Below are 22,625 nucleotides of genomic sequence, written 5' to 3'. Positions count from 1 at the left end.
AAGGCTAAACCATAAAGGTATTTAAAGCTAATAACATGGGTAAGACGATAATAAATATATAAAAATGGACTCAAAAGCACATTGGGAATCTGTATATGAGAGCAAAAGTCCAAACGAAGTCAGCTGGACTCAAGAAAAACCTGAAATTTCTTTGAAATTAATAGAGGAATCAGAGGTTTCTAAAACAGCTAAGATTATCGATATTGGTGGTGGCGACAGTAAACTCGTGGATTTTCTAATTGAAAAAGGGTATCAAGATATTACCGTATTGGATATTTCTGCCAAAGCCCTTGAAAAAGCAAAAAAGCGCTTAGGAGAAAAAGCCGATAGTGTACAGTGGATTGTTAGTGATGTTACCAAGTTTGAACCTACAGATATTTATGACTTATGGCACGACCGTGCGGCATTTCATTTTTTAACGTCAAAAGAACATATTAAAACGTACACAACCATCACCAGCAATTTTGTGGCCGACAGATTAATCATAGGTACCTTTTCAAAACAAGGCCCAACCAAGTGTAGCGGTTTGGAAATTTCCCAATATGATGAAAACGGTTTGGCAGAAGTATTTGAAACGCACTTTGAAAAAACAAAATGCCTCACCACCGATCATATCACACCCTTTGAAACTATACAGAACTTTCAATTCTGCAGTTTTAAAAAATTGAAACATCCCATTATTAAAAAGTAAAAATAAGATAAATAACTTTATCCAATAAAATTTAAACAATATGAATATCAAACAATTTGAATACAAACCCCTTTCACACTATTCCTACGCCATAATTAGTGATGGCAAGATGGCGGTTATTGATCCAGAACGTGATCCACAGCAATATTATGATTTTGCAAAAACCAATAACGCCAAAATCTCAGCAATCATCCAAACACATCCACATGCCGACTTCGTGAGCTCACATCTTGAGATTCATAAAGACACTGGAGCCACGATTTACAACAGCGAAAAATTAGGTGCGGACTATCCTCACAAATCTTTTGATGACGGCGATACTATCAGTTTGGGCAAGATTACGCTGAAGGCCATCAATACACCGGGACACTCTCCAGACAGTATAACGATAGTTGCTACAGAAGGTGATAAAACCGCAATGTTTACTGGTGATACTCTGTTTATTGGAGATGTTGGGCGTCCGGATTTACGTGAAAGCGTTGGTAATATGACCGCGAAACGCGAAGAGTTGGCGGAAATGATGTTCGATACCATGACCACTAAATTTAATGATTTACCAGATGACACGGTTGTATATCCTGCTCATGGTGCCGGTTCACTCTGTGGAAAAAACCTAAGTGAAGCCGCCAGTAGTACTTTGGGCGATGAACGTATGGGCAATTGGGCCTTTAAAGACCAATCCAAAGAGCAATTCATGAATACCTTACTCGACGGTCAGCCTTTTATTCCTTCTTATTTTGGATTTAATGTTGACATCAATAAGGCTGGAGCGGATGATTTAGATCCAACCCTAGATAAGATTCCTTTTGAAGAAAACACAACGGCTACGGGTCTCATTATTGACATGAGAGATGAAGCCTCATTTAAGAAAGGACATTTAAAAGGAAGCATTAACATTCAAGCGGACTCTGATACGGCAAAATTTGAAACGTGGATCGGCTCTATTGTTGCACCAAAAGAAAAATTTACTTTGGTCATCGACAATAAAGAAAACAAGGACAAGCTTTTAAACCGATTGGCCAAGATAGGTTACGAAAAGCAGGTGATTAAGGTCATTACGCTTTCAGATGAAAATTTGGTAAAAACTAAGACGTTAGATTTGGCAGATTTTAAAAAGAATCCAGACAACTATACTATTGTGGACATCAGGAATCAAAGTGAGATAGAAGACGGTAAGTTTTTCAAAAAAGCGCTTGAGCATCCACTCTATGACCTGCGCGACACCGCAAGTAAGATCCCTACCGATAAGCCTATAGTTGTGCATTGTGCAGGTGGCTATCGAAGTGCAGCGGGAAGTAGTATCCTTGAGAACGAAATGCAAGGTGTTACAGTTTATGATTTAAGCGATGCGATAGAAGAATTTAAAGACTGATGCTAAAATCACGAACCTCGGGGCTATTAAAAACCCTCAATTGGCCACAAAATAATGATACTCGATTTGTAGTGGATTAGTTTTTACTTCTATTTTGTGCAACACACACTTACCTGAATGGCCTTGCTGTTCAGGTAATGTTGTAGAACAAGTTAAAGAGTAATTTCTTTTTTATAGTATAACTTCCTTACCAAGAGATGTTAAATCCTGGCCAATTAAAGCTTATGTAGCCAGTGTAATTGGGTAAAGGAGCAATTAATGCGTAATTTTATAAACAATCAAAAAAAATAGTAAAAACATAATTATGGAAACAAATTTAGAACTGCAAGAAGGCACTTCAATGCCACGAATTGGTGACGACGCTCCAGATTTTGAAGCGGTGACCACAAAAGGAAATATAAAATTTTCAGAGTTTGCAAAAGACAAATGGGTGGTGATGTTCTCACATCCAGCGGATTTTACACCAGTATGTACCACAGAGCTGAGTGGATTTGCTTCTCGTAAAAGTGAATTTGACGCACTAAACACTGAGTTGTTAGGCTTAAGTATTGATAGTATCCACTCTCATATGGGTTGGGTTCAAAATGTAAGGGAAAACACTGGTGTTTATTTCGATTTTCCAATCATTGCCGATATTGATATGAAAGTAGCAAAATTGTACGGGATGCTACAACCTAATGAGAGTGAAACTGCCGCAGTGCGTGCCGTGTTTTTTATAGATCCGAGTAAGAAAATACGATTAATCATGTATTATCCTTTGAACATCGGTAGAAACATGAATGAAATCTTACGTGTTTTAGAGGCGCTCCAAATTTCAGACGAACACAAGGTTGCTATGCCTTTAGATTGGAAAAAAGGGGATAAAATTATCGTTGGTCCACCAAAGACACTGGATGAGCTTAACGCAAGATTGGCTGACGATTCTGTTGAAAAGGTAGATTTTTATCTCGCTAAAAAGCATCTTTAATCCCCATTAGTGGCTTTTAAAACACTGAAGCTCTTATCTTTTCAACGTCCTTTTAAAAGAATTTTAAATAGTGATTAAAAGAGTACCTTTTAAAGATTATCTATTTGTAACAGTACATGTATTGCTTTTTATAGCTTATTTTTTACCTCTATGTTTATTAAATATTCAACTACCCGAATGGTTATGCTATTCGGGTTTAGTTTTAATGGTACTTTCCATTTCATTCGGAATCATAGCCCTTTTACAGTTGAACACTAAACTTTCACCTTTCCCATCTCCAGTGACTTCTGGCACTTTGATCACCAAAGGAGCTTATCGTATATCAAGACATCCTATTTATACCGCTCTGATTTTTTCGGGACTCGGTTATGCCCTTTATCAATCGTCATTTTATAAAATTTTGATTACATTTTTTATATTGATCCTGTTTTATTTTAAATCGATATATGAAGAAAAATTATTAGCAAAAAAATTTCCAGAATATAGAGATTACAAGAGAATAACACGACGTTTTATGTGAATTTTACTATATCATCTTGGATAATTTCCAAAAAACATGAAGGATTACTTAAAGTGACTTTTTGATTTTGTTCTATAACTCATTTTAGTCCATGAGTACGCGCCTCATAATAGGAATTCATAAGTATCATATTAAAATATTATGGAAAATATAGGAAACATTAAACCAATCGAAAACTCACTACTTTTTCTGGAGTATAAATTGGGGTTTTCTTTAAATAAGATTTCATAGCGTCCACTGCTTTCATATGATGCTCTTTTCGGTTTTTACCATATTTTTTGGCAACACCTTGAGTGGTTACGAAACTCACTTTATATATCTCTTCAAGATTAAGATGTGATCCTTCATAATAGATTTCCTGGATGCGATGTCCGTTTGGATTTTCTATGCGCATATTAATTTGCAATCCTAAAACTCTCTTGACATAACCTCCCATTTGCCCAAATGGATCCTTACAAAAAGTGCGTTCTAAATTTTCTTCCAGCATCTCTTTAATTTCAGTACCAGTCATTTCTACTGTAGAAACAGGAGGATTCATTGGTGCTATATTATAAAGATCATTCTCGGTAATGTCTCCAAATATGGGAGCGCCATAACGCCACCCGTTTGAAAATGCGATATCTGTTTTTGTGGCATTTGCTATAGCATTTAACAAAAAACTATCCATGGTTGAATTAATGGTATTGTAGCGATGTAATATAGTATCAGTACGTCCTAAAACAACAGTTCCAATGTTCTGATACGGCTTTAGAACCTTCTCAACCAATACGTCTATCTTTTCACTTTTAGGTAATGAACTGTCAATTTTAATAAGTTCGTAGGCATAGTTTTTAATAGTATTTTTTTCTATCTCAAGGGTGAATTTCCCCATAAATGAACCGTGGCACCCACATTGTACAATACGTGCCCCATTAATCATAAGAGGTTTATAAATTCTATTGTGGGTATGTGCGCTTAAACAAATGTCAACACCCTCTACTTGCTCCAAAAGTGCAACATCTTGCGGAAATCCATTATGTGACAGCAAGACTATCACATCTGCTCCTTGAGCTTTCAGACTCTTAATGTGTTGTGGCACCTCATCAACTCCAGAAGTAAACTTCAATCCCTTACCCATCTTTTCTGGCATAACTTTGTCAACAATCATGGCACAAATTCCGATAACCCCTATTTTCACACCTCCTTTTTCGTACATCATAGTGGGATTTAAAAAACTTGAGCCATCTTCATTATAGACATTACAGCCTAATATTGGAAACGTTAAATGCTCACTAATCTCTTGTAGTCGTTCCGGACCATAGCCAAAGTCCCAATGTCCTATCAAGGCATCGAGTTTTATTGAATTTAAAATAGGGATAATCGCTTCTCCTTGCGAATCTACCAGAGGTTTAGTGCCGTGTAATGTATCACCGCCATCAAAAAGCAGTGTATTCGGGTTATCATTCCTTATAGCTTCCACAAGTCCAGCAATACGCTCATATCCGCCAACGGTTTCTACGACCTCTCCCGTTTCGTTGTAGAACAATTCTGGGTGCGGTGCTAAATATCCGTGTACATCGTTTATAAATAATATATTCAGTTTCATATTTAGATATTTTGTCAGTAAGAAATTGTGTAATATACTTTCTAACGTCAACCATAAATTTACAATTTTTGTCGATTTTGGACATTAAGATTCTCTTGGTATAGCCCATGAGCCATGTGTAAGAAATTATCTTTTTGTCCGAGGTAAACGTCCGTGCACTAATACCAAGTGGTGAAAATCATATTATTTTAAACTTCTAAGGAACTTTTTAAATCCTTCATCATTATAATCCGCCATTCCCTTATGCGTCAATACCAAGTTTCCTTTGGCATCAATAATATAGGTGGTAGGAATTGCTGACGACTGGTACATTGGAGGTAAATTGCTTGCAGGAGCATAAATGGGTAAGTTATATCCTTTTCGTTTATCGAAAGCTTTGGCAAGTTCAAAATCCTGATCTAAGGAGAGCATGACAAAGGCTACTTCATCTCCCAGGTCTTCGTGCAACTTATCAATGCTCGGCATTTCGGCAATACAAGGTGGACACCAAGTGGCCCAGAAATTCATAAAAATAACCTTACCTTTCAAAGCTTCCAAGGAGGTAACATTACCATCGCTATCCATCAATTTTAAACTAAAATCTGCTTTTTCAAATTCTGACGCAATCGCAATATCGTTCTCATTTTCTCGTACTTGGGTAATGTCTTTTACATTAGGATTCATCAATCCAGTAGCTAGAATGCCGCGTTGTGCAAATCCAATCACTTCAGTATGCAATCCGGTGGCGTAAAGTGTAATGGCAATTACAGCAAAAACTCCGTACTGTATCCATGTTTTCTTTTTGTTGTTATCTGTTTTATTATTTTTCATTTGTCTTAAATTTTATTGAAACTCTCAATTGTTTTATGATTGTATCTATTTGATTACTAAATGTTGAATTTGAATTATAAACTACATTAAGAAATGCGAATTAGAATGGTTTGATTTTTGAACGGTCTATTGCGTAACAGAGGATGCATCAGCCTGTATTAAGGATAGATCACAATGAATACACCGACCTTAAAATGTTCGCAAAAAGGCATTTAGGCAATCCGAGGAGGCGGAGATATGCTATCTAAATAGCGATAGCGTAATTTGGAAGTAAAGTGTTGGTTGACCACAACGATGTCATCGGAGAAGTGCGCTTCCCAAGAGCATATCTCAAATTGAAATGGAGAAGTACAATTTCCACTTAAAGTAATGACCTGTGTTTCAAAATGATCCTGTTGCAAAAAGCTATCCGAAGCATCTGATTTCTCACTGCTAGAGTTTTTCTGACAATATGGATTTACAAAAGTAGTGTTGCTTCTACTGAATATAATATTCAATCCATTAGCATCTATCGCAGCAAACTTTGCCAGAAAAATACTTATCAGAACTAACGCTATGTAAGATTTAGTTTTCAAGATAAGGACAAACATAAGGGAAATACTGTGGTACCAATGTAACCTTTGTTACTTTGCCCTGTTAAAGTCTTATTAAATTACCTTGGAGCAAAGATCAAGAGCTCGACAATTTCTAAAAAAACAAGACGGAACTTCAGATACGGGAAAACCTTAGGGTCCGGCCGACTGGCACGACTGGGACAAGCCCAAGAGTAACAAATAAGGAAAAAATTTTTCAAACCATGCAAGCTGCTGACATTAAAAACCATTCGTGAAAAATACCCGATGATCTCACTTTGCTGCGGGATTGGTTCAAGTATTAATTTAAATGCATTGCTTCGTAACTTTTACAATTGAGCTTCATTAATTTAAAATGAGGTTTAGCTCACACAGTTTCACACCACAAGGGTTATTATTGTGGATAAATTACCATTTTGCTCAAATCAGGAAAATGCCGCTCCAATTTTAATGGAATCCTATCCAATTGTCCAAAATGAGATATATAGCCTTTCCGAGCAGATACTAAAATGATCAGGTCGGTATCATCTATATCTCTTGATACAATAAGAAAGTCATCCCAATCTCTAAACTGCTTATATTCCATTGACAGCGTTACTTTATTGTCTTTTGCAAACTTCAATATGGATTGTTGCGTTGCCTCATTGCAATTCAAATGGATTGGAATGGACAATTCCACTGACAATTTTGCTATTTTATTGACCCAATGTGCAAAACCTTCTTCATATTCAGCGTTTGGTGGAACAATGACAAATAACCGTTTATGGCTTACCAAGGAGGTTTCAAAGTCACAGATAAAAAGTGTTTTTTCTGTATTTTGTAAAATACTTTCCATCTTGTCCCCTATCAATTTATCTAAAAACCCGGTTCTTTGAGGCCACCCCAGTAAAATAATATCGGCTATGATTTCCTTGGCTGTACGTGATATTCCACTTGCAGGATTATGGTCAATTGTGGCCATAACAGTAGCGTTGGTATCAGATGCCGTGGTTTCTTTTAAATAGTTTTCCAAGCCTTCCTTGGCCTTATGAATGATTTTCTCTGCTTCAGCAGTATTGGGGACTACAGTTAGTATAGATAGCGGATTACTCGATTTTTTATCTTTAATCAATACGGCGAAATCTAAAACCTTTTCAATATTCACCAAATTGGCAATCGGTATTAAAATTGTTTCTTGAAAAGAAGGGCTGGTCAATTGCATATTTTCATCGTCGTCTGAAGCTCTAACAATCATTTTTGCAGCACTTTCTGTAACAAAGGATGCAATGATACATGTTACAAGAATCAATATAACCGTACCATTAAGAATATTGTCATCCAAAATTCCTGCCTTATATCCAACCAAAATCACCGCTAAGGTTGCTGCGGCATGGGCACTACTCAATCCAAAAATTAACTTGCGCTGACCTTTGGAAAATTTAAAAATTACTTGGGTTAAAAAAGCTGCTGCCCATTTCCCAAAAAGAGCCACCATGGTGAGTGTCCCCGCAACAATTAATGCCATAGGTCCACTCATAATTACACTAATATCCACGATCATGCCCACACTAATAAGAAAAAAGGGAATAAATAAAGAATTGCCTATAAATTCAATGCGATTCATCAAGGCAGAAGAGTGTGGTATAAGCTTATTCAGTGCCAATCCCGCAACGAACGCTCCAATTATGGATTCCAAACCGGCGATCTCTGCTAAAAATGCAGAAAAGAAAACTACCGAAAGCACAAAAATATAATGGGAATGTTTCTCGCTCTCCAATTTCCTAAAGAACCATTTTGCAATTCTTGGAATAACCATAAACATAAATGCTGAAAACAAGACCAAGGATATCCCCAAACGAACCCAAAATTCCTGAGTGAGTCCTCCATCATGAGACCCTAATATAACCGCCAACATGATAAGAACGGCTGTATCTGTTAGTATTGTTCCGCCAACCGTAATGGCCACAGCAACGTTTTTTGATACGCCAAGCTTGCTGACTATTGGGTAGGTTACCAAGGTATGGGTAGCAAACATACTGGATGTCAGTAGGCTGGCATTAAAATCAAATCCCAAAATATAATGACAAACGGGAAACCCGATTGCAATCGGAATCGTAAACGTTAAGAAACCAAACAGTACACTCTTGTTTCGGGTCGCTCTAAACTGGGTTAAATCAAGTTCCAAACCCGCGATGAACATAATATATAAAAGGCCGATGGTAGAGAAAACATCCACGAAAAGACTTTTCTCTAAAATATTCAAGCCTGCTGGTCCGATGATGATTCCCGAAACAATCAACCCGATAATTCCCGGAACTCGAATCCTGTGCAATATAATGGGCGCCAGAAGGATAATAAAAAGAATCAAGGAAAAAATCAACACAGGATTGTGCAAGGGTAACTGAAATTCTTCTATAAGTTGATTGATAATGACATCCATAGTAAATGAATAAGAGAAAAAATTAAACTATGTTAATTTGAGAATTAAAACAGTCATATATATTACAATTATACAATAAACATTATAAAGAAACAGCATCTATATATTACCTTTATTGGGCTTACTTGCTAAAATTTGATAAAAAACTGAATTTCAAGGAATTTAGTAGAAGTAAAATAACGATTTCAAAAAATTAAATAGAGCTCTGTTACTTATGTTACAGATTTAGAAATAGGGTTCTCATATATTTATATAATAAATTTATCGCTCAAAAGCTTTTATAATATGGAAGACATGCTCTTTTATGATCGGATGCAGTTTGCTTTCACGATCACTTTCCATTACCTATTTCCACAATTGACCATGGGGTTATCTTTAATGATCGTTTATTTTAAATGGCGATTTTTAAGAACCAAGATTGACAAGTATAATGATGCCGCCAAATTTTGGATGAAAATTTTTGCGCTAAATTTTGCAATGGGTGTCGTTACAGGAATTCCGATGGAATTTCAGTTTGGCACCAACTGGGCTAAATTTTCCGAGCTTACGGGAGGCATTATTGGCCAAACCCTGGCTATGGAAGGCATGTTTTCGTTTTTCTTGGAATCGTCGTTTTTGGGCTTATTTCTGTTTGGGGAAAAATTAATGGGTCAGAAGCTGCATTTCTTAACTGGTTTTCTGGTGTTTTTAGGATCTTGGGCAAGTGGCTATCTGATCATTGCCACGCATTCATGGATGCAATACCCGGTTGGCTATGAAATTCTGGAAAATGGAAAATTTGTGCTTAACAATTTTGGAGCGTTGTTCTCTAATCCGTGGTTGATGCCTGCATTTTTACATAATCAAATGGGCTCAGTCATTACCTCTTCATTTGTGGTGGCCTCTATTGGAGCCTTTTATTTATTAAACAATAAGCACAGCGAATTTGGGAAGCTTTTTGTAAAAACAGGTGTTATTTTTGGATTGATCTCCAGTATTTTAATTGCTTTTCCAACAGGGGATTGGGCAGCTAAAAATGTGGCCAAGCACCAACCGGTAACCTTCGCTGCCATGGAAGGTATTTTTGAAACTGAAGATGGTGGCGCTGAGATTATCTTAATCGGGCAACCTGATGTTGAAAACAAAAAACTCGACAATAAAATTGCGGTGCCCAACGTATTGAGCTTTTTGACCTACCAAAGATGGGACGCACAGATAAAAGGGCTTAATGAATTTGATGAAAGTGTCTATCCAACAAACATTCCTGGATTGTATTACTCCTACCATATTATGGTGGGCTTGGGCACCATTTTTATCGGATTGATGCTTATTGCAAGCATCCAATTGTATCGAAAAAAACTATATACTACAAAATGGGTACTCTGGGCGTTGATGTTTATGCTGCCCTTTCCGTATATAGCCAATACCGCCGGATGGTATACTGCCGAATTGGGGAGGCAACCTTGGTTGGTGTATAATCTCTTGCGGACTGCAGATGGGATTTCACCGACTGTTTCATCAGGAAATACCTTGTTCACCTTGCTCGGCTTTATTGGACTTTACGCATTATTAGGACTATTGTTTATCATGCTGGCCGTGAAAATCATCCACAAAGGTCCAGAAACTTCAAAACACAACTAATTATGGAATTATACTGGTATATCATTCTAATGACCATGTTAACCATCTATGTTATTTTGGATGGTTATGATTTTGGTGCAGGAATCATTCATTTGTTCTTTGCCAAAACTGAAAAAGATAAAAAGGCGGTCACCAACGCCATTGGCCCATTTTGGGATGCCAATGAGGTCTGGCTAATAGCCGTTGGTGGCGTTTTATTTTTTGCATTTCCAACCTTGTATGCCTCGTCATTCAGTGGGTTTTACCTGCCGTTGATGATGATTTTATGGCTGCTTATTTTTAGGGCAATTGGTCTTGAACTTCGTGGTCAGATCAAAAACAGAATGTGGGAAGTTATTTGGGATAAAGCTTTTGGGATTGCAAGTTTGTTGTTGGCCCTATTCTTCGGCATCGCCTTGGGAAATATAGTCAGAGGTGTGAATTTGGGCATGGTTACCGATGGTGTCTCCACACATGAACCCCATTTTTTCTTTTTGCCTTTGTGGAATTCAAGTTTTAGTCCGCATTCGGAACATTTAGGGGTTATCGATTGGTTTACTCTAATGTTGGGCCTGGTTGGTGTGATATCCTTGGCGATTCATGGCGCCAATTGGATTATTTTCAAGACCAACTCTGACCTAAACCCAAAACTTAAAAAAGTAATTTTCAATCTTAATTTTGTGCTGTTGGCATTGGTGATCATATCCTTGTCAACATGGCATATCATTGATCCTAATCCATTTCGCAACTTTTTGGAACATCCTTGGTTAATTATTTTTCCGTTGATTGCGTTTACGGGACTCTTTGGTTTGTTTAAAGTAAGGTCATTTAAAAAAGACGGTTTGGGGTTTTTATTCTCAACACTGTTTCTGCTCGGGGGATTAGCTTCTACTGTGGCCTCCATATTCCCTAAAGTATTGCCTTCTACAAACGATGTCAATCCTTCTTTAACCTTATATAATGTTGCAGCGCACGAATATGGTTTAGCTATTGGCGTATATTGGTTTGTAATTGCAGCACTTTTGGTCGCGGTCTATATGTTTGTTCAATATCGTGTTTTCCGTGGAAAGATGGATGATGTAGGCTATGGCGACCATTAACTTTCCAAGTAATCCTTTGTTATGACAGACACACTCATTGCACTCATCAGTATTTTTATGGGCATTATTGCTGCCCATGTATTTGCTGTAATTAATAAAAAAAAGTCATTGGGATTTATTGGTAATACCATGGCAGGCGTGTTTGGGAGTATTTTTTTTATCAAGGTATTCGGGCGTCTTGGTTTTGATCCGATATCAATAATGGCTACTGGCCATGCAAATCGTGCCTTGTTAACAATAAATATGTTGGTTTCAATGGCTGGTGGCGCCATTGGAGTGTTCGGAATTGAACTGATAAAAAGGAAATTGAACCCATAAACTCACAAAATGCAGGTTAAAAATCATCGAATGATGTATCATTTGATTATTTTTTGTAGCTTTGTCAACCATTTGGTTAAACTCATTAGTTAAAATGAAAAAAGAGGAAACGACAGAACATCAAATATTGGACGCTGCTAAAGACGTCTTTCAGTCAAAAGGCATGGATGGCGCACGAATGCAGGAGATAGCCGATAAAGCTGGCATTAATAAAGCGATGCTTCATTATTATTATCGAAGTAAGCAATTGCTTTTTGAGGCTGTTTTTAAAAATGCATTTTCGCTTTTAGCGCCACAGCTGAATGCCATATTAAACGATGATTCTTCCATTGAAGATAAAATCATAAAATTCACAAGTGACTATACATCTTTCATGATGAAACATCCGTATCTCCCAAATTTTATCATCAATGAGCTCAACAGAAATGAAGATTTCATTCTAAAACTTAAAGACAATACAGGCTTCCCAAATCTCGAAAAATTTAAGATAAAAGTTGATTCTGAAATTAAGGAAGGCATTTTAAAACCGATAGATGCCGACCAATTATTCGTGAATATCCTTGCCCTTAACATCTTTCCTTTTCTGGGAAAACCATTAGTTAAAGCGCTTACAAAAAAAGACGAAAAAGCCTATAAGGCATTTGTGGAAAGCCGAAAAGTTGAAGTTGCCCATTTTATTATCAATGCCATCAAAACACCAAAAGGATGAAACGATTGTTAATTGTTTTCATAGGACTATATACAAGCGTTATGCTTTCTCAACAAACCATTACGCTCCAGGAATGCTATAATCTCGCTATCGTCAATTATCCTTTGGCCAAGCAATCCGAATTATTACAGGTACAAAACCAATTAGAAAAAGAAGTGGTTTCCAACGGCAAACTACCACAATTAAGTTTTGATGCGCAAGCCACCTATCAATCCGAGGTGATTGAAGTTCCCATCCCCAATTCAAACATTGAACCGCTTAATAAGGACCAGTACCGTGCAACACTATCGGTCAACCAACTTATTTATAATGGAGGGGCGACGGATGCCTCATTAGCTGTAAAATCCTCCCAACTCAAAACCAGGCAGAAACAGGTTGAAGTCAACCTCTATCAGCTAAAACAAAAGATCAATCAGCTCTATTTTTCGATTTTATTATCGCAGGAAACGCATTTATTGTTAAAAGCAAAACAAGAACAAATACAAGTAAAATTGAGCGAAGTAACCTCAGGAATTAAATACGGAGTGATTTTGCCATCATCTGATAAGGTCCTGGAAGCCGAATTGTTAAAAATAAACCAGCAATTAACAGAAGTCGAGAGCAATAAACTAGCACTCATTGAAACGCTTGCCGACATTATTGGTCAACCGTTGAATACATCAGTCCATTTTCAAAACACATTGGTGGAAACAGCATCAAAAACAGAATTAAACCGACCAGAGCTGGAATTGTTTCAACTTAAAAAAGACGAAATTGAAAGCAACGAAGCATTGATCACTAAACAAAATGCACCAAAACTGCTCGGGTTTGCAACGGGTGGGTATGGAAATCCTGGATTGAATATGCTCGACAATTCCTTTCAAGCATTTTATACGGTTGGCGTTAAATTGAATTGGAATGTCTTTGACTGGAATACCAATAAAAAACAGCGCGAATCTCTATCTATCAATAAAGATATTATCGATACTGAAACCGAAACTTTCAAACTAAATACCAACACCGAACTGAATCAACAACAAAAGGAAATCGAAAAGATTGAAGGGTTCATCGAATCAGATTTAGAGATTATCGATCTTCGAAAAGAAGTCCTTAAATCGGCAGATTCCCAGCTGAAAAACGGTGTTATCACCTCATCGGCATATATCACGGAACTCACTAATTTATACGAAGACGAAAATACTTTGATAAAACATAAAATTCAATTACAACTGGCAAAAGCAAATTATAACGTCATTATAGGGCAGTAATAATTGTCCCGCAGACCCGTCTGCCGGCTAAGCAGGATTCGCAAATCAACGCAGAAAACAAAGGCACAAAAAATCTGCGAACATCAGCGAGATCAGCGGGAAATAAAACCATAAAGCATGAAATATTACAAATACATAATAGGTTTAATAATAGCGGCCACTACCCTATTATCGTGTAGCGATTCCAACGAGAAAGCAGATGGCTACGGCAATTTCGAAGCCACAGAAATAACCGTTTCAGCTGAAAACACTGGAAAACTGATTCAGTTTGAAGTTTCTGAAGGCGATCAGCTTATGAGAGACCAATTTATAGGGTATATCGACACCATTCCGCTAGCCCTAAAACGAGAACAATTAGAAGTTTCAAAAGCAGTCATCAGTTCAAAATCCAAAGGTGTACTATCTCAAATTAATGTTTTGAATGCCCAATTAAAAACAGCGAACACCAATAAAGAACGAACCGAAAACCTCATAAAGGACAATGCAGGAACACAAAAACAATTGGACGATATCCAAGGTGAAATTAACGTGATCAAAAATCAAATCCGCAGTGTAGAAATCCAAAATGCACCTGTGGTCAATGAACTAAAAAGTATTGATGTCCAATTAAAACAAATTGATGATCAGATTCAGAAAAGTAAAATCATCAATCCGATAAATGGTACCGTTTTAACCAAATATATCGAGCCAAATGAAATCACGGTATTTGGCAAACCGCTTTATAAAATTGCCGATTTGAGCATCATGCAGTTGCGAGTTTATATCAGCGAAACACAATTGGCCAACCTTAAAATAGGACAAGAAGTAACCATCAAGATTGATGATGCAGATACGATGAAATCTTACGAAGGTAAAATTTGTTGGATTGCTTCGGAAGCGGAATTCACACCAAAAATCATCCAAACAAAAGAAGAAAGGGTGGCCTTGGTATATGCTGTTAAGGTTGACGTCGTTAATGACGGAGGTTTAAAAATAGGTATGCCTGCAGAAATGTGGCTACTACCCCCAACGCTTTCCAAAGAGACGAATCATTAGTATAAATTTTAATAATCAAATTCAAATAATAATAACCACTAAATTTAAAAACAATGAAACATTTAATTTTTACCATCAGTCTATTGGCATTAGTAAGCTGTAAGGACAACAAAAATCAAGAAACTATTACGCATTCCGAAGAAGTAGAAAATCGTGACGATCATTTAAACGAGCATCACGTTGAAGCTGCTGCAAATGTGTATGATAATTCTTGGACTGAAGAGATAGAAATGGACAATGGCGAGAAATGGCAGTCCGATCTCCCGACCAATGAAGGCGTTAAAAAACTTCAACACACTATAAACACACAAGCAACGAGCACATTAGCTGAATATCATAAATTAGCTGACCTCCTTAATGAGGATAAGAATTATGTCATAAAAAATTGTACAATGCAAGGTCCGGCACATGATAACTTACACGTGTGGTTACATCCGTTAATCGAAAAAATCGCTGCGCTTACACAAACTGAATCTGTTGAAGACGCTTCAAAGCTGAAAAGCGCTATTGATGTGAACATCAACGCCTATTACGATTATTTTAAATAAATGGGTATTTCAATTTCCAACATATCAAAATCCTATAAAAACGTAAAGGCCTTACAGGACATTTCATTTGAAGTAAAACCAAATGAACTCTTTGGGCTTATTGGACCCGATGGTGCTGGCAAAACAACATTGTTCAGGATATTAACGACGCTTTTATTTCCAGATCATGGCACAGCCACAGTCGCTGGTTTTGATGTGGTTGGAGATTATAAAGAGATTCGGAAGAATGTTGGCTATATGCCAGGTAGATTCTCGCTATATCAAGATTTAACAGTGGAGGAGAATCTGAACTTTTTCGCTACTATTTTTGGAACGACCATCGATGAAAACTATGATTTGATTAAGGATATTTATGTTCAAATTGAGCCTTTTAAAGATCGTCGTGCCGGGAAACTTTCCGGAGGAATGAAACAAAAATTAGCATTGAGTTGTGCATTAATCCACAAACCAAAAGTCTTGTTTTTGGATGAGCCTACCACAGGCGTAGATCCAGTATCAAGGAAAGAGTTTTGGGAAATGCTCAAACGCCTGCAACAAAAAGGAATTACCATTTTGGTATCCACCCCTTATATGGATGAAGCCGCTCTATGCGATAGAGTGGCTTTAATTCAAGATGGGAGAATTTTGCAGATTGACACTCCAAAAGCTATTGTAAAGCACTATCCAAAACCCATTTACAACGTTCGCTCAGATAATATGTACCAGCTAATAACGAATTTAAAGGACTACGAATTTAACCATAGTGTCTATCCTTTTGGCGAGTTTGTACATTATACAGATAGTAGAACAGATTTTAATCCGACGGAATTGCAGCACTATTTAGAATCTAAAAATCTGAAGAATATTGAAATTCATGAAACGGATGCCACAATTGAAGACACTTTTATGGAATTGGCAAAATAAACTGTACGGTTTTTAAAAACATCTTTAGAGGTGTCAAAAACCCAACAAGATTAAACATTCGTAATGAGATTCCCACTTTCGTGGGAAATGAATATGCAGAACAACAACGTCATACAAGTAGAAGGATTGACCAAAATGTTTGGTGATTTCACAGCTGTGGATGCCATCACTTTTGATGTTAAGAAGGGTGAGATTTTTGGCTTTTTGGGTGCCAATGGTGCAGGAAAAACTACAGCCATAAAAATGCTGATCGGGATTTCAAATCCGACGTCTGGAAAGGCCACAGTAGCTGGATTTGATGTCTTGACCAATCCCAACGACATCAAAAGAAACATTGGCTATATGAGCCAAAGATTTGCCTTGTATGACGATTTAACGGTTAAGGAAAATATTACCTTTTTTGGTGGAATATATGGTTTATCACGAAAAAGAATTAAAGAAAAATCAGAAGCATTAATTAAAGAATTAGGACTTGAAAATGTTGCCAGCCAGTTAGTAGGTTCGCTACCATTGGGCTGGAAACAGAAACTATCGTTTTCAGTAGCGTTGATTCACGATCCAAAAATCGTGTTTTTAGATGAGCCAACAGGAGCCGTTGATCCCATCACTAGACGTCAATTTTGGGAAATGATCTATAAGGCAGCCAATCAAGACACTACCGTTTTTGTGACCACTCACTATATGGATGAAGCAGAATATTGCGATCGGGTTTCTATAATGGTCGATGGAAAAATTGAAGCTTTAGATACACCAATGAAACTCAAAGAGCAGTTTCAGGCGGAAAGCATGAATGATGTGTTTTTGAAATTGGCGCGGGGATAGAAAGGAGTTTTCAGTCGCAGTCGCGGTTTACAGTTTAAAAACTCTGTGCAGCTCTGTGATTTCTCTGTGGCGCTCTGTGTAACAATTAAAATTATTAACTAATAATAGATTCCTGCTTAGGCCGGAATATAGAGATCCCTGCCTTCGCAGGGAGTGAGATGAAAAGATTCATAGGTTTTATAAAAAAGGAATTCTACCATATTTTTAGGGATAGGCGCTCATTGTTTATTCTCTTCGGAATGCCTATTGCCCAAATTCTACTGTTTGGTTTTGCCATTACCAATGAAATCAACAATGTGGATATTGCTATTTTAGACCATTCAAAAGATAATACTACAGAGGAAATTATCAATAAGATAGCGGCCTCAAAGTATTTCAGCATTAAACAAATGATCACTCGTGAAGCTGATATTGCATCGGTTTTCCAGAAAGGGCAAGTTAAGGCCGTTCTTAATTTTGAAAAAGATTTCAGCAAGAACCTGATCAAGGATCACAAAGCAACCATACAGGTTATTACAGATGCCACAGATCCCAATACCGCCAATACGATTACCAATTACATCAACGCCATTCTTCAGCAGTATCAAAAAGAATTAAACAAAGACATCATCATAGCCTATCAAATACTTCCTCAAACCCGTATGGTTTATAATCCAGAACTAAAAAGTGTGTACATGTTTGTTCCTGGAGTGATGACCATCATTTTGATGTTGGTTTCAGCAATGATGACTTCCATTTCCATAACTAGGGAAAAAGAATTGGGCACTATGGAAATCCTTTTAGTATCGCCATTAAGACCATTTCAAGTGATTATTGGAAAGGTAGTCCCTTATATATTTCTATCGATTATCAATGCCGTAGTCATTGTAATGTTGAGCATTTTCATCTTTAATATGCCCGTACAAGGAAGTCTTATTCTTTTAGGGCTGGAAAGTGTGTTGTTTATCATTACCTCATTAGCACTAGGTATTTTAATTTCGACGATTTCGGCAACACAGCAAACCGCAATGATGATTTCCTTAATGGGATTGATGCTGCCTGTGATCTTGTTGTCCGGATTTATTTTTCCTATTTCCAGCATGCCAATGCCACTTCAAATCATTAGTAATATCATCCCGGCAAAATGGTTTATCATTATTTTAAAAGCCATTATGCTGAAAGGTGTAGGCATGCAATTTATTTGGAAAGAAACCTTGATTTTGTTGGGAATGACGGTATTCTTTATCGCATTGAGTGTAAAGAAGTATAAAATCAGATTGGAGTAGATTAGTGGGTAGAGGTGAGTTGGCAGAGACGAGTGAACAAAAAAGAATAATCATTCTGCAAGGTTTTAAAAACCGTGTAGGTGTTTTCAAATTGAAAAAAGATTATAGCGCATCAATTCGCAACATGTTTATAATGAATTAACCTAAAAAGAGATTCCTCCCGATAACTATCGGGATTCACGGGAACTAAGATGAAAACAATACTTTACATCATACAAAAAGAGTTCAAGCAAATCTTTAGAAATAAGGGTATGCTTCCTATTATTTTTGTTCTGCCCCTACTCCAATTGGTCATTCTTTCCAACGCCGCCACTTTTGAGGTTAAGAATATCAAATTTGGGTATATTGATAATGATCATTCGTCGACGTCAAGAGCATTGATAGAAAAATTCAACGCTTCAACATATTTTGATGTATTGACCGATTTTCCATCTGAGGCCAAGGCAAGTTCGGCCATGTTAAACGGAGAAATCGATGTTGTTTTAGAAATTCCCCGCCATTTTGCGCGCGATCTTCAAAATGAGAAATATGTCAACCTAGGGGTTACCATTAATGCCATTGATGGTGCAGCAGCAGGGGTTGAAAATGTCTATATCACCCAAATCATACAGAGCTATAATAAGCATATTAGAACAGATTTGGTACAAATTTCGGATGCTCAAATTCAACCTGCATATATCGATACGATTCCCTTGTTTTGGTATAACGAAACCTTAAATTATAAAACTTTTATGGTACCTGGCATTTTGGTTTTGTTAGTCACAATGATTACCCTATTTCTGTCAGGAATGAATATTGTCAGAGAAAAAGAAATAGGTACTTTAGAGCAGATTAATGTCACCCCCATTAAGAAAAATCAATTTATTATTGGGAAACTCTTTCCATTTTGGGTTATTGGTATGGGCCTGTTAACGGTTGGATTACTATTGGCAAGATTGATTTTTAATGTTCCAATGGTGGGGAGTTTGGTACTCATGTATGTCTACACCTCCATTTATATTTTAGTCATTTTGGGTATCGGTTTGTTTATATCAAATTTCACCGACACCCAACAGCAAGCGATGTTTATTGCTTGGTTTTTTGTGGTCATTTTTATTTTAATGAGTGGACTGTTTACTCCTATAGAAAGCATGCCAAAATGGGCCCAAATAATTACCGAGTTCAACCCTATAAAATACTATGTTGAAGTGATGCGAATGGTTATGCTTAAAGGCTCTGGTTTTACGGATATTTTACCACAGCTGATCAAAACCCTGGCTTATGCCATTATCATGAATGGTTTAGCGGTTTGGAGTTATAGAAAAGCGAATTAATGACTGTGTAACATAAGTCACGCTAAAATTAAAAGATAACTACTAAATTACAAACACATATTTACAGACAGAAATAGTTATCAAAATAAGTCTTAGCAGGTTTTCAACACCTTCATATCATTAAAAAAAACAAAACAATGCAGCTTGTCTTCGATGTCTAGATGCACTAGAAAAGTAAATTGATGTGGTTATCAATTTTTTGATTGGTTAAAAAGTGGAAAAGCACCCTTGAAAAAGGGTGTTTTTTTTGTGGGTAACATAAGTTACTGACCACGTTCTTTATCCAACGTATGTTTGTGGCATAAATGATTATAAACATGAAGATCAAATTATTCGTACTAACTTTTTATTTCTTGAGTAGCATTTCAGTGCTTCAGGCACAGGAAGTTATCCCAATTTCAAAATCCGAGGTTTTAAACAAGGTGAGTGAAGATAATACTTCAATAAAAATATCTGAACAGGAATTTATTGAAGCAAGAGCAGATTACCGACAAACCAATGCAGTCTATTTGCCTAATATTACGGCCAGTCATACCGGAATTGCAACCACGAATCCGTTAATGGCATTTGGTTCTAAATTAAATCAGGGCATATTGACACAAAACGATTTCAATCCTGCCTTATTAAATGATCCTTCGCAAGTTGAGAGTTTTGCAACCAAATTTGAAATCCAACAGCCACTCATCAATTTGGATGGCATGTACCAACGTAAGGCCGCCAAATCAAAAATGGAGGCCATGGCTTTGAAAACTGAAAGAACTTCTGACTATTTAGCTTTTGAAGTCGATAAGGCTTATATGCAACTGCAACTGGCATATAAAGGTGTGGACGTTTTACAGCAAGCGTTCAATGCCGCCAATGCCAATAAAAAATTAGCCGACAATAGTTTTAAACAAGGTTACCTCCAACGTGCCGATGTCCTCAATGTTGAAGTTCGCGTCACCGAGGTCCTCAACCAATTGCAGACGGCCAAAAGCAATGTGCAAAACGCATCCAACTATTTATCTTTTTTAATGAATGACGATGCTTACGTGGTTTACATTCCTTCTGACAGTTTAACCATTTCCGTTTCAAATATGCAGAACAAAACCATCTCAGAGAACCGTTCGGATATAAAAGCCATGCAATTGGCAACAAATGCTTATGAGGCCCTAAACAAAGCGGATAAAATGGCATTCATGCCACGATTAAACGCATTTGGAAGCTATGAACTGTACGATGATAAAATATTTCAGGGTGATGCCAATGGCTATTTGTTTGGCGCGCAGTTATCATGGGATCTTTTTCAAGGGTCCAAAAGGATTGGTAAAGCGCAAAAGAGTAAAGCTGAATTTGAAAAATCGCAATTGGAATACTCGCAATATGTATCTCAAAGTAATTTAGAATTGAATAAAGCAAGACGGGCTTATGTAGATGCTGAGAACAAATTAAGGCTCACCAGTCTCTCATTAAAACAATCTGAAGAATCCCTAAGAATTAGGACCAATAGGTTTAAGGAAGGATTAGAAAAAACATCCGATCTATTAACGGCCGAAACGCAATTTGCCCAAAAGCAATTGGAATATTATCAGACCATTTTCGAATACAATTACGCACAAGCATATTTAGAATTCTTAACCAAAGATTAACAAAAATCTGCATTAGGCAGTCCTATTTTTTTGTCAGAAACCAACTTATCCCGCAAGGCTCTATACACTTTGCAGGCATCAAATTAAAACCAATAAAAAAATGAAAAAATATATTTATCTATTAGGCATCGTTTCAGCATCTCAATTTGTAACAAGTTGCGGCAGCAAAGACCAGAAAGCAGTTGCTGATACCACTCCAGCAATTCCCGTAGTTGTTAATCAAGTAGCAACCAATGGCAGTAACCCATTTTTATCAGTTAGTGGAAAAATCCAAGCCACCAATAGTGCCGATTTGAGCACGAGAATGATGGGTTATGTCAATAACGTACACGTCAACGTTGGCGATAAAGTAAGGAAAGGACAATTATTGGTATCTATCAACAATGCCGATTTACAAGCTAAACAAGCGCAGGTTAACGCTGGTATCACAGAAGCCACAGTTGCTTTTAACAATGCGAAAAAAGATTACAACCGTTTTCAGAGTTTGTTTGAGAGCGCCAGTGCTTCACAAAAAGAAATGGATGATATGACGGCCAATTATGAAATGGCAAAAGCGCGTCTGGAATCTGCCAATCAAATGAAAAACGAAATTAATGCACAGTTCGCCTACAGTAATATTACCGCTCCTTTTAGCGGAATTGTGACGAGTAAAAATATTGAAACAGGTGATATGGCCAACCCAGGTGTACCGCTAATTAGTATTGAAACTCCAGGTGAATTTGAAGTAATTGCCAGTGTTCCTGAAACAGAAATTTCGCAAATTAAGAAGAATACCGAAGTGAGTGTAATGGTGAAATCCATCAATGAAACACTTAAAGGTACCGTTACTGAAGTGAGTTCTTCTGCAAAAAACACAGGAGGCCAATATTTAGTAAAGATTGCTTTAGATAAAACAAAAGCCAATATTCTTTCCGGAATGTTTGTTACCGTGCAATTTCCAATTGAGAAAAAAGCTTCCACAGAGCTGGTTTTAGTTCCAACCGAAGCCATCATCACGAATGGTCAATTAACAGGTGTTTATACAATAAGCCAAAGCAACACTGCCATATTACGATGGTTACGTTTAGGTAGAACATTTGGTGATCAAGTTGAAGTATTATCTGGACTATCGGCAGATGAATCCTATATCGTTTCGTCTGATGGTAAATTATTTAATGGCGCTAAGATCAGTGCTCAGTAGTTAGTCGCAGATTTCAATTGTG

At 37.0% G+C, this 22,625-nt stretch carries 21 protein-coding genes; 17 read left to right on the top strand and 4 right to left on the bottom strand.

The window, feature by feature from the left end; translation table 11 throughout:
- Nucleotides 1–64: 64 nt before the first annotated feature.
- From H3Z82_RS01350 to H3Z82_RS01335, 4 genes are all read left to right on the top strand, one after another.
- Nucleotides 65–691: a class I SAM-dependent methyltransferase gene (locus tag H3Z82_RS01350; protein ID WP_182202080.1), complete on the top strand. Its 627-nt coding sequence runs from the start codon at nt 65–67 to the stop codon at nt 689–691.
- 40 nt (nt 692–731) lie between these two features.
- Nucleotides 732–2,063: an MBL fold metallo-hydrolase gene (locus H3Z82_RS01345; protein WP_182202079.1), complete on the top strand. Its 1,332-nt coding sequence runs from the start codon at nt 732–734 to the stop codon at nt 2,061–2,063.
- 304 nt (nt 2,064–2,367) lie between these two features.
- Complete coding sequence (locus tag H3Z82_RS01340) at nt 2,368–3,030, top strand: peroxiredoxin (RefSeq protein WP_182202078.1); 663 nt, start codon at nt 2,368–2,370, stop codon at nt 3,028–3,030.
- A gap of 70 nt (nt 3,031–3,100) precedes the next feature.
- A complete protein-coding gene (locus tag H3Z82_RS01335; RefSeq protein WP_317172398.1) occupies nt 3,101–3,550 on the top strand; it encodes a methyltransferase family protein in 450 nt (149 codons plus the stop codon).
- A 160-nt stretch (nt 3,551–3,710) separates the two neighbouring features.
- Here H3Z82_RS01335 and H3Z82_RS01330 read toward each other — a convergent pair whose 3' ends face one another.
- From H3Z82_RS01330 to H3Z82_RS01315, 4 genes are all read right to left on the bottom strand, one after another.
- The gene (locus tag H3Z82_RS01330) at nt 3,711–5,135 is read right to left on the bottom strand and encodes a bifunctional metallophosphatase/5'-nucleotidase (RefSeq protein WP_182202077.1); all 1,425 of its coding nucleotides are present in this window, start codon (nt 5,133–5,135) and stop codon (nt 3,711–3,713) included.
- Between the two features lie 183 nt (nt 5,136–5,318).
- Entirely contained in the window at nt 5,319–5,945 is a 627-nt protein-coding gene (locus H3Z82_RS01325; protein WP_182202076.1) for a TlpA family protein disulfide reductase, read from the bottom strand.
- A gap of 212 nt (nt 5,946–6,157) precedes the next feature.
- Nucleotides 6,158–6,520, bottom strand: coding sequence for a hypothetical protein (locus H3Z82_RS01320; protein ID WP_235982216.1), 363 nt, complete (start codon nt 6,518–6,520; stop codon nt 6,158–6,160).
- A 391-nt stretch (nt 6,521–6,911) separates the two neighbouring features.
- On the bottom strand, nt 6,912–8,936 hold the full coding sequence (locus tag H3Z82_RS01315) for a cation:proton antiporter (protein WP_182202074.1): 2,025 nt from the start codon (nt 8,934–8,936) through the stop codon (nt 6,912–6,914).
- Nucleotides 8,937–9,221: 285 nt separating this feature from the next.
- On the opposite strand from H3Z82_RS01315, the gene H3Z82_RS01310 reads away from it, so the two are divergent.
- From H3Z82_RS01310 to H3Z82_RS01250, 13 genes are all read left to right on the top strand, one after another.
- The gene (locus tag H3Z82_RS01310) at nt 9,222–10,556 is read left to right on the top strand and encodes a cytochrome ubiquinol oxidase subunit I (RefSeq protein ID WP_182202073.1); all 1,335 of its coding nucleotides are present in this window, start codon (nt 9,222–9,224) and stop codon (nt 10,554–10,556) included.
- A 2-nt stretch (nt 10,557–10,558) separates the two neighbouring features.
- On the top strand, nt 10,559–11,635 hold the full coding sequence (cydB, locus tag H3Z82_RS01305; RefSeq protein ID WP_182202072.1) for a cytochrome d ubiquinol oxidase subunit II: 1,077 nt from the start codon (nt 10,559–10,561) through the stop codon (nt 11,633–11,635).
- Between the two features lie 21 nt (nt 11,636–11,656).
- Entirely contained in the window at nt 11,657–11,953 is a 297-nt protein-coding gene (locus tag H3Z82_RS01300; protein WP_182202071.1) for a hypothetical protein, read from the top strand.
- A 94-nt stretch (nt 11,954–12,047) separates the two neighbouring features.
- On the top strand, nt 12,048–12,662 hold the full coding sequence (locus tag H3Z82_RS01295) for a TetR/AcrR family transcriptional regulator (RefSeq protein ID WP_182202070.1): 615 nt from the start codon (nt 12,048–12,050) through the stop codon (nt 12,660–12,662).
- Nucleotides 12,659–13,909: a TolC family protein gene (locus H3Z82_RS01290; protein ID WP_182202069.1), complete on the top strand. Its 1,251-nt coding sequence runs from the start codon at nt 12,659–12,661 to the stop codon at nt 13,907–13,909. Before H3Z82_RS01295 ends, H3Z82_RS01290 begins: the two co-directional genes overlap by 4 nt.
- Before the next feature lie 117 nt (nt 13,910–14,026).
- Nucleotides 14,027–14,944 (top strand): HlyD family secretion protein, encoded by a 918-nt coding sequence (locus tag H3Z82_RS01285; RefSeq protein ID WP_182202068.1) that lies wholly within the window; start codon nt 14,027–14,029, stop codon nt 14,942–14,944.
- Between the two features lie 53 nt (nt 14,945–14,997).
- Entirely contained in the window at nt 14,998–15,492 is a 495-nt protein-coding gene (locus H3Z82_RS01280) for a hypothetical protein (RefSeq protein ID WP_182202067.1), read from the top strand.
- The gene (locus H3Z82_RS01275; protein WP_182202066.1) at nt 15,493–16,395 is read left to right on the top strand and encodes an ABC transporter ATP-binding protein; all 903 of its coding nucleotides are present in this window, start codon (nt 15,493–15,495) and stop codon (nt 16,393–16,395) included.
- A gap of 93 nt (nt 16,396–16,488) precedes the next feature.
- Nucleotides 16,489–17,217, top strand: a complete 729-nt coding sequence (locus H3Z82_RS01270; RefSeq protein ID WP_182202261.1) for an ABC transporter ATP-binding protein — start codon at nt 16,489–16,491, stop codon at nt 17,215–17,217.
- Nucleotides 17,218–17,375: 158 nt separating this feature from the next.
- Nucleotides 17,376–18,482, top strand: a complete 1,107-nt coding sequence (locus H3Z82_RS01265; protein WP_182202065.1) for an ABC transporter permease — start codon at nt 17,376–17,378, stop codon at nt 18,480–18,482.
- Nucleotides 18,483–18,673: 191 nt separating this feature from the next.
- Nucleotides 18,674–19,795 (top strand): ABC transporter permease, encoded by a 1,122-nt coding sequence (locus tag H3Z82_RS01260; RefSeq protein ID WP_182202064.1) that lies wholly within the window; start codon nt 18,674–18,676, stop codon nt 19,793–19,795.
- Between the two features lie 317 nt (nt 19,796–20,112).
- Entirely contained in the window at nt 20,113–21,423 is a 1,311-nt protein-coding gene (locus H3Z82_RS01255) for a TolC family protein (RefSeq protein WP_182202063.1), read from the top strand.
- A 100-nt stretch (nt 21,424–21,523) separates the two neighbouring features.
- Nucleotides 21,524–22,603 carry an efflux RND transporter periplasmic adaptor subunit gene (locus H3Z82_RS01250; RefSeq protein ID WP_182202062.1) on the top strand — a complete coding sequence of 360 codons (1,080 nt, stop codon included), beginning with the start codon at nt 21,524–21,526 and terminating at the stop codon, nt 22,601–22,603.
- Nucleotides 22,604–22,625 lie beyond the last annotated feature (22 nt).

The organism is Gelidibacter maritimus, from assembly GCF_014062315.1.
In the GTDB taxonomy this organism is placed as follows: domain Bacteria; phylum Bacteroidota; class Bacteroidia; order Flavobacteriales; family Flavobacteriaceae; genus Gelidibacter; species Gelidibacter maritimus.
The sequence above is the reverse complement of the archived record's forward strand: the minus strand, read 5'-3'. Positions and strand labels throughout refer to the sequence as shown.

Excerpts from the sequence above, each read along its gene's own strand:
- H3Z82_RS01290 (WP_182202069.1), top strand. The coding sequence starts at position 12,659 with ATGAAACGATTGTTAATTGTTTTCATAGGACTATATACAAGCGTTATG.
- H3Z82_RS01315 (WP_182202074.1), bottom strand. The coding sequence starts at position 8,936 with ATGGATGTCATTATCAATCAACTTATAGAAGAATTTCAGTTACCCTTG.
- H3Z82_RS01250 (WP_182202062.1), top strand. The coding sequence starts at position 21,524 with ATGAAAAAATATATTTATCTATTAGGCATCGTTTCAGCATCTCAATTT.
- H3Z82_RS01280 (WP_182202067.1), top strand. The coding sequence starts at position 14,998 with ATGAAACATTTAATTTTTACCATCAGTCTATTGGCATTAGTAAGCTGT.
- H3Z82_RS01300 (WP_182202071.1), top strand. The coding sequence starts at position 11,657 with ATGACAGACACACTCATTGCACTCATCAGTATTTTTATGGGCATTATT.
- H3Z82_RS01255 (WP_182202063.1), top strand. The coding sequence starts at position 20,113 with ATGAAGATCAAATTATTCGTACTAACTTTTTATTTCTTGAGTAGCATT.
- H3Z82_RS01270 (WP_182202261.1), top strand. The coding sequence starts at position 16,489 with ATGCAGAACAACAACGTCATACAAGTAGAAGGATTGACCAAAATGTTT.
- H3Z82_RS01350 (WP_182202080.1), top strand. The coding sequence starts at position 65 with ATGGACTCAAAAGCACATTGGGAATCTGTATATGAGAGCAAAAGTCCA.
- H3Z82_RS01310 (WP_182202073.1), top strand. The coding sequence starts at position 9,222 with ATGGAAGACATGCTCTTTTATGATCGGATGCAGTTTGCTTTCACGATC.
- H3Z82_RS01295 (WP_182202070.1), top strand. The coding sequence starts at position 12,048 with ATGAAAAAAGAGGAAACGACAGAACATCAAATATTGGACGCTGCTAAA.
- H3Z82_RS01340 (WP_182202078.1), top strand. The coding sequence starts at position 2,368 with ATGGAAACAAATTTAGAACTGCAAGAAGGCACTTCAATGCCACGAATT.
- H3Z82_RS01345 (WP_182202079.1), top strand. The coding sequence starts at position 732 with ATGAATATCAAACAATTTGAATACAAACCCCTTTCACACTATTCCTAC.
- H3Z82_RS01260 (WP_182202064.1), top strand. The coding sequence starts at position 18,674 with ATGAAAACAATACTTTACATCATACAAAAAGAGTTCAAGCAAATCTTT.
- H3Z82_RS01330 (WP_182202077.1), bottom strand. The coding sequence starts at position 5,135 with ATGAAACTGAATATATTATTTATAAACGATGTACACGGATATTTAGCA.
- H3Z82_RS01325 (WP_182202076.1), bottom strand. The coding sequence starts at position 5,945 with ATGAAAAATAATAAAACAGATAACAACAAAAAGAAAACATGGATACAG.
- H3Z82_RS01265 (WP_182202065.1), top strand. The coding sequence starts at position 17,376 with ATGAAAAGATTCATAGGTTTTATAAAAAAGGAATTCTACCATATTTTT.
- H3Z82_RS01285 (WP_182202068.1), top strand. The coding sequence starts at position 14,027 with ATGAAATATTACAAATACATAATAGGTTTAATAATAGCGGCCACTACC.
- cydB (WP_182202072.1), top strand. The coding sequence starts at position 10,559 with ATGGAATTATACTGGTATATCATTCTAATGACCATGTTAACCATCTAT.
- H3Z82_RS01275 (WP_182202066.1), top strand. The coding sequence starts at position 15,493 with ATGGGTATTTCAATTTCCAACATATCAAAATCCTATAAAAACGTAAAG.